Genomic DNA, 5743 nt, shown 5'->3' with positions numbered 1-5743 from the left:
GCAAAAAATCAGCGGCTTGCACTAACAGGTTAGACTGAGCTGGCTGCACCTGCGGATAATTAACCGCCGAATGGGGCATTTGCTGATGTAGAGAGCTTCGGTAAAATAGCGTTTCAGCGCATTGCAATGCTTTCAGATTGGCAATTAAGCCTTGCTGAGAGGCGTTTGGTGCGCTTAGCTGTTGCTTTTCCGCTAATAAATAGCCCCGTGCCGCTTTGCTAAGCCAGCCTGTGCGCAGAGGCAACTGCTCAATAATGTGCTCTGCCAGGGTAAAAAGTGGATTAACACTGCCACTAAGCAGCTCCAGTTCAAGCTCGGCAATCGGTTCTGACTTATTGCCGGCAATGACTTCTCCGCTATCGTAAACCACATCAATTAAGGTTCCCCCCGCAGTTAACTGCCAGCTTTGGCGGGTAAAGTCGGTACGGAAAATCTCAGTAAGCTGTTGTTGCAACAGGTTCAGATCGGTATTCTCAGGCCAGATTTCTGCCGGGAACGCCGCAAGCTCGGGTACAATACCGGTGGCAGGCAAGTTAAATTCAGGTCTGGCTTGTAGCGCACCATGTTGCTGGCCGGCCAGTTTAATTGTTTGCTCAAAACGGCCGTTTTTCTGCCGAGTGCGCAGTCCCATATCATGACGGCGAAACCAATTGTCCGGCGTATCAAAATAAGCGTTCAGTAGTGTTGCCGGCCCATGGTCAGTCAGCATGCCATAAGAGGCCAGCAGAGGTGGCAGCTTTTGGCTATGCGCTACCGCCAGTGAAAACTTTAATTCCAGCTCGATACTCATGTCAGGCAATCCTCTGTTATCAGGCTGAGGCCTGTCCAGCCAACTTTTACACTTGTCAATTTGCTGACAACTCCCTATCATCCGGGTATCGTGTTAAGCCCAGTTCAAGCGTTATCATTGCTTAGAATAGATTAGGATACCTATGTTTAGATTATTTCGCAGCTCTGTTTCCCGGATATTTTTCTTATCAATTATACTGGCAGCGTTCAGTCTGCCCGTTGCATCTCAGCAAGAAAGTGCTGAAAAAGCCGCGTTTATCAGCGATGCTTTGTTTGTCTATCTGCACTCTGGCCCAGGCAATCAATACCGGATCGTCGGCACAATCAACGCAGGCCAGCCGGTAACGTTTCTCAGTGAAGACGCCGACAGCGGTTATGCGCAAATACGTTACGAAGACAATAAAACCGGCTGGTTACCTAAAGAATACGTCAGTTATACCCCTGGGCTGGTCACGCAGCTGGAAACCCTTACCGAGAGTTTTAACACCCAGCGCGACCAGATCCAGCAATTAGAGCAGGAGCGCAATGAGTTAAGCAGCCAGCTTAACAGCGCAATTGTTGAACGGGAGAAAGCACTGGAGCAGTTAGCCCAGGGCAACCGCTCGTACGAGCAACTTAAGACGCAACTGGAAGTGACTCAAACCAGTATCTGGCAAAACCCGATGGTTATTGGATCGGCGATTTTATTGATTGGCCTGATTTTCGGTTTAGTGCTTCCTGCGCTGTGGCCGAAACGGCGCGACAGCGAGCGCTGGATGTAATTCGATTTTTAGCCGAGGCTGTCGTTCGCTTTTAGCGGCAGCCCGGTATCACGTTTAACCTGTTCAATTACCACATAGGTATGGTTTTTAACCACCCCGGGTAAATCCACAATTTGCTCCAGAATAATCCGGTAGGCATCCATATTGGGCAGCCTTAATTTCAGTAAATAATCAAAGCCACCTGCTACCATATGGCACTCCACCACGTGCGGCACTTTCAGTACCTCATCCTTAAAACGATCAAATACAGCACTGGTGGTGTTATCCAGGGTGATCTCAATAAACACAGTGGTGCCAAAGCCAAGCATAGCGGCATTTAACCGCGCACCGTAGCCTTCAATATAGCCATTTTTTTCCAGTCTTTTTACCCGGTCGATACAGGGGCTGGCACTCAAATTCACTTTTTTGGCCAAATCGACATTGGCAATCCGTCCTTCTTTTTGCAACGTGTCCAGGATATTAAGATCAATCCGATCCAGATTTTTCGGTTTAGAAGGTAAGCTCATGATTGCTAATGCCATACTCGGTAACAGATAAAGCAGATTATATACTGATAATACTCAAAAATAACCAGCTTCAACGCAGCTGGGCTGATAACAAACAAAAACAACAAAAGTATCAGTATTTGCTATGCTTGAATGAAATAAATGATAAATATGCGCGTTTTGGCTGTTTAACCGCAGGATAGATACACTTAATCGACTCGTTAACGTTGGGTTAAGTCGTCAGGTGTATAATTTTGCTTTGTTATTTTGCGTTTCTTTTAAGCTGGCAATTGGATGGCATATCAAAAAACATCGGTCACCGAGTTACAACCCGGCAGCTATGTTGTTGAGGTAGTTGAACAACGGGGTGATATTACCGTTAAGCATGCCGGCTGGGTCCGCAGTACCCAGGCCATTGCCCAATTGCAGGCAAAAGGGGTACTTACTGTTCTGGTTGACCCCAGCCGCTTTTTAGCGGGCGAACAACCTGCTGCTCCAGCCGAAAAAACACCAGCGGATAACGCCGAGCCTGATGCGCCCCCGGTACGTCATTTATTTGCTGACGAATGGCCGCGAGCTGAGAAAGCCCTGATCCAAAGTCAGCGGGTGCAACAGCTGGTACTGGAAGCCACCCGTAATCAGCAACCCATCGACTTATCATTGGTACACGAGGTTAGCGCCGGTTTATCTGACTCAGTTAGCCGCAATCAGGATGTGTTGTTGTGTTTAACCCGGATTGCCGAACAAAGCGATAGCTTATTGCAGCACAGTGTTAACTGCGCAGTTTATATTGCAGCCTACGCAAAGTTTATAAACCTGCCAAGCGATCGCAGTAAAACGTTAATAACGGCGGCGTTGCTGCACGATGTCGGTAAGGCGCTGAAACCGGAGTTGATCCATCAGCCCGACTCAGCCGCGATTGGCACCAGCCTGGCGGCGCTGCAACGTAACAAAGAGTTAGCGGGCCAGGTATCGCTGTGGATCAGTCAGCACTGTGCACTACTTGACGGTAGCGGCTCGCCTTCCATAAAAGGCAACCAAATCGCCAAAGGCAGTCAGATGCTGGCAATTGTTAATCAGTATGAGAAACTCACCAACCCGGCTAACAGTAACCAGACTCCGTTAGCCGCGTCCCGTTATTTACTGAGCCTGACCCCATTGCAGCTGGATACTGAGCTGTTGCAGCTGTTTATCAAGTGCATTGGCGTATATCCACCGGGAACCGTAGTGAAACTGACCACCGGTAAACTCGCCTTGGTACTTGAAAATAATCCGAAAAAACCGACTCAGCCAAAAGTGAAATTGTTTTACCACAGCGTTCATCAACACCATATTGCTCCGAAAATTATGGATCTTTCGCGTCAGCAGGAAGAACATATTGAAGGCTGTGTCGATTTAAAAAAATATGGCCTGGATGTGCGGAATTATTTATAACAAAACGGTGTTCACTACATTAATTTCGATGCGTATAGTTGAAGCAGCCAGTTAAAATAACTCACTTAAAATCAGTCAGCGCGGGCATACTAAATAACTCATTACCCATCTCCAGTAAGACAAACTGCGGCGTAATTTCTTTTAAGCGGATATCAGCTGTCACCCATTGTCCTTCTTGCAAACTCTTGCCATTCACTTTTACCCAGCGCTGAGGACTCTGTGTGGCATAAACATGGGCTTCGAAGCGTAGTGGCGGAATTTGCTGCTGTAATTGCAAAGCCAGCTCATTGATATCTTTTGCAGGCGCAGCAGAGCCGCGCAGCGCTGCACGGGGCTGTCGGGATACGCCCTCGCTGGCCGCCATGGCTGAGGCAAAACGCTGACGTAGTTCATCCGACACTTCAACCTCAGGCTGCACTACTAATGAGTTGGCCACATTGTCTGACGGCTCAGCCGGGCTAATTGTTGGTCCGGCTGCCGGGCTTGGCGCGGTAACGCTAACCACGCGCTGCTCTGGTGGAAACGGCTCCTGCTCAGACTGCTGCCCGGGCTGTTGTTCAGACGAAACGGCTGATGCACCTTCTACAGTAAGATCAGGTGCGTTGCTTACCAGCGCCGCCACAATACTGGCACTACTGGCAATCTCAGGTTCAACCTGTTGAACCAACGCAGCGCTGGCCGTTGGCTCAGTAAGGTTTGCTTTTTGCCACCAACTGGCCAGAGTGAAACCGAGCGCCAGTGCCAGCAGAAAACCCAATACTAATGCCAGGTTCCGCCAGCCATTGCCGGCTTCAGTGCCGGTTACTGGTGGCGTTGGCGCAACCTGTTGTTTCAGGGCATCCATTAAAATTGACAACATTAACCTCGCAGTATGGGAAGTAGCACCATCGCTAATAAAAACCCAACAACTATACCAGTGCCGGCCAATAACGGCCACAACCAGCCCGGCAATGTTTGGCTGGCCTTGGCAGTTGCGTTTTGCTGGCTCAGCGGCAGCACCTCAGTTGCAGCCCGCTCTACCTGAGCCAGCTCTACCATGGCTTGCTGCTGACTATATGCCGCCAGCATAGCCCTATCGGCCAGTAAATTAAGCAATCGTGGAATGCCGCCACTGTGCTGGTAAAGCGCGGTAACGGCCTTGCGGCTAAATACCGGCCGGTTACAACCCGCTACTTGCAGCCGGTATTTTAAATAGTGTTCAACGTCCGTTACAGCCAACGGCAATAAATGATAACGGGCAGTAATACGCTGTGCCAATTGTCGCAAGTCATTGCGCTGCAGCAACTGCTGCAACTCGGGCTGACCAATTAAAATAACCTGCAGCAATTTTTTGGTATTCGTTTCCAGGTTGGTCAGCAAACGCAGCTGCTCCAGCACCGCCGGCTGTAAGTGCTGGGCTTCATCAATGATCAGAATCGTTTTTTTACCTGCCAGATGATTTTTCTGCAGGCGCTGGGTAATTTTATCGCCCAACAGCTTTAAACTGGCATCCGCTTTCTTATAGCGAATTTTCAGCTCATCACAAATTGCCGCCAACAGTTCTAATTCAGATAACGTAGGATTTAAAATAAAAGCAACATCGGTATTGCTATCCAGTTCCTGTAACAGGGTGCGGGAGACGGTAGTTTACCCGGTACCAACTTCACCGGTTAACAGCACAAAACCGCCAGCATCGCCAAGACCATAGCGTAAATGTGCTAACGCCTCGGTATGGCGCGCGCCCAGATACATAAAATCCGGGTTAGGAGCAATGGAAAAGGGGGGGCTGGTTAAACCGAAAAAACCGGTATACATCAAAGCATCCTGCGTTAATAGCGCTGCAAATTAGACTGACGGCGCTATAATGGCAAAAAATAAGCAATCAGGAAAGCATGTGCAAAGATATCTTGTAGGTGGTGCAGTTCGGGATGAGCTGCTGGGCTATCCTTTTCATGAACATGATTGGGTGGTTGTGGGCGCTACCCCAGAAGACATGCTGGGGGCAGGCTATCAACAGGTGGGCAAAGATTTCCCGGTGTTTCTGCATCCACAAACCAAGGAAGAGCACGCGCTGGCACGGACCGAGCGTAAAAATGGTAAGGGTTATACCGGCTTTAGCGTGTATGCGGCGCCCGATGTTACCCTGGAGCAGGATTTACAACGCCGTGATCTAACCATCAATGCGATTGCCAAAGACGACAACGGCAACTATGTCGACCCGTTTAACGGCCGGGCTGACATTGAGCAAAGAGTGCTGCGCCATGTCTCCGCTGCTTTTGCTGAAGACCCACTGCG

6 protein-coding genes and 2 pseudogenes are annotated in these 5743 nt (G+C 49.4%); 3 read left to right on the top strand and 5 right to left on the bottom strand.

All coding sequences use genetic code 11. The annotated features are described in order from the left end of the window. Positions 1-790 (bottom strand): inorganic triphosphatase (locus tag ABY802_RS15435; RefSeq protein WP_372628015.1); only part of this gene is annotated, 790 nt, incomplete at its 3' end. Positions 791-932: 142 nt separating this feature from the next. On the opposite strand from ABY802_RS15435, the gene ABY802_RS15430 reads away from it, so the two are divergent. Beyond that, positions 933-1550: a TIGR04211 family SH3 domain-containing protein gene (locus ABY802_RS15430; protein WP_372628014.1), complete on the top strand. Its 618-nt coding sequence runs from the start codon at positions 933-935 to the stop codon at positions 1548-1550. Positions 1551-1558: 8 nt separating this feature from the next. Here the strand turns inward: ABY802_RS15430 and ABY802_RS15425 are convergent, their stop codons facing one another. Further along, complete coding sequence (locus ABY802_RS15425; RefSeq protein ID WP_372628016.1) at positions 1559-2056, bottom strand: Lrp/AsnC ligand binding domain-containing protein; 498 nt, start codon at positions 2054-2056, stop codon at positions 1559-1561. A gap of 273 nt (positions 2057-2329) precedes the next feature. Between ABY802_RS15425 and ABY802_RS15420 the strand changes: the two genes are divergently transcribed. Then, complete coding sequence (locus ABY802_RS15420) at positions 2330-3469, top strand: HD-GYP domain-containing protein (protein ID WP_372628013.1); 1140 nt, start codon at positions 2330-2332, stop codon at positions 3467-3469. A gap of 61 nt (positions 3470-3530) precedes the next feature. On the opposite strand, the gene ABY802_RS15415 is transcribed toward ABY802_RS15420, so the two are convergent. The 3 genes and pseudogenes from ABY802_RS15415 to ABY802_RS15405 all read right to left on the bottom strand — a co-directional run bounded on the left by ABY802_RS15415 (position 3531) and on the right by ABY802_RS15405 (position 5263). After that, complete coding sequence (locus ABY802_RS15415) at positions 3531-4328, bottom strand: general secretion pathway protein GspB (protein ID WP_372628012.1); 798 nt, start codon at positions 4326-4328, stop codon at positions 3531-3533. After that, positions 4328-5083 (bottom strand): annotated as a pseudogene (locus tag ABY802_RS15410) (ExeA family protein); the annotation flags it as partial. The gene ABY802_RS15415 and the pseudogene ABY802_RS15410, both read right to left, overlap by 1 nt. A gap of 12 nt (positions 5084-5095) precedes the next feature. After that, positions 5096-5263 carry a hypothetical protein gene (locus tag ABY802_RS15405; RefSeq protein WP_372628011.1) on the bottom strand — a complete coding sequence of 56 codons (168 nt, stop codon included), beginning with the start codon at positions 5261-5263 and terminating at the stop codon, positions 5096-5098. 79 nt (positions 5264-5342) lie between these two features. Between ABY802_RS15405 and cca the strand changes: the two are divergent. Further along, a pseudogene (cca, locus tag ABY802_RS15400) lies at positions 5343-5743 on the top strand (multifunctional CCA tRNA nucleotidyl transferase/2'3'-cyclic phosphodiesterase/2'nucleotidase/phosphatase); the annotation flags it as partial.

The sequence above is a fragment of the Arsukibacterium sp. genome, assembly GCF_041616895.1.
GTDB lineage: Bacteria > Pseudomonadota > Gammaproteobacteria > Enterobacterales > Alteromonadaceae > Alishewanella.
Note: the sequence above shows the minus strand (reverse complement) of the source record. Positions and strands in the feature narration are given on the sequence as shown.

Coding starts and splice junctions, on each gene's coding strand:
- ABY802_RS15430 (WP_372628014.1), top strand. CDS start 933: ATGTTTAGATTATTTCGCAGCTCTGTTTCCCGGATATTTTTCTTATCA.
- ABY802_RS15425 (WP_372628016.1), bottom strand. CDS start 2,056: ATGAGCTTACCTTCTAAACCGAAAAATCTGGATCGGATTGATCTTAAT.
- ABY802_RS15415 (WP_372628012.1), bottom strand. CDS start 4,328: ATGTTGTCAATTTTAATGGATGCCCTGAAACAACAGGTTGCGCCAACG.
- ABY802_RS15405 (WP_372628011.1), bottom strand. CDS start 5,263: ATGTATACCGGTTTTTTCGGTTTAACCAGCCCCCCCTTTTCCATTGCT.
- ABY802_RS15420 (WP_372628013.1), top strand. CDS start 2,330: ATGGCATATCAAAAAACATCGGTCACCGAGTTACAACCCGGCAGCTAT.